The sequence below is a fragment of the Nocardia sp. 852002-20019_SCH5090214 genome (assembly GCF_001665865.1).
GTDB classification, from domain to species: domain Bacteria; phylum Actinomycetota; class Actinomycetes; order Mycobacteriales; family Mycobacteriaceae; genus Nocardia; species Nocardia nova.
On the sequence record NZ_LZMK01000467.1, the window covers coordinates 1 to 878 of the forward strand.

1 protein-coding gene is annotated in these 878 nt (G+C 66.7%); it reads right to left on the reverse strand.

All coding sequences use genetic code 11. From position 1 onward, the window contains the following. A partial coding sequence (locus tag A5780_RS38770) for an AMP-binding protein (protein ID WP_156769787.1) occupies positions 1-878 on the reverse strand: 878 nt, incomplete at both ends.

Genomic DNA, 878 nt, shown 5'->3' on the forward strand with positions numbered 1-878 from the left:
TGCTGTCCGGAGTTGTTCGAGCCGCCGGTGAGGATGACGAAGGCGACGATGCCCTGTCCGGTGGTGGCGTCGCTGGCGCCGACGACCGCGGCTTCGGCGACGCTGTGGTGTCCGACGAGGGCGGATTCGACTTCGGCGGTGGAGATGCGGTGGCCGGAGACGTTCATGACGTCGTCGACGCGGCCGAGGACCCACAGGGCGCCGTCGGCGTCGATCTTGGCGCCGTCGCCGGCGAAGTACCAGCCCTGGGCGGCGAAGCGTTCCCAGTAGGTGGCCTTGTAGCGCTCGTCGTCGCCCCAGATGCCGCGCAGCATCGACGGCCACGGCTGATCGAGGACGAGGTATCCGACGACCGCGGAGCTTGCGGAGCGGTCCGAAGATTCGGCTTCGGTTCGATTGATTTCGACCGAATTGCCTTCCTCGTCCACGACTTTCGCGGAGATGCCGGGCAGTGGTGCCATGGCGGCGCCGGGTTTGGCGGGGGTGATACCGGGCAGCGGGGAGATCATGATGGCGCCGGTTTCGGTCTGCCACCAGGTGTCGACGATGGGTGCGGTGCCCGCGCCGATCACTTCGCGGTACCAGCGCCACGCTTCGGGGTTGATCGGTTCGCCGACCGAGCCGAGCACGCGGATCGAGGACAGGTCGTGGGTGTCGGGGATGTCGCGGCCCCACTTCATGAAGGTGCGGATCAGGGTGGGTGCGGTGTAATAGATTGTGACACCGTACTTTTCGATGATCTGCCAGTGCCGGTGCTCGTCGGGGAAGTTGGGGGTGCCCTCGTAGACGACCTGGGTGGCGCGGTTGGCCAGCGGGCCGTAGACGATGTAGGAGTGTCCGGTGACCCAGCCGATGTCGGCGGTGCACCAGTACACGTC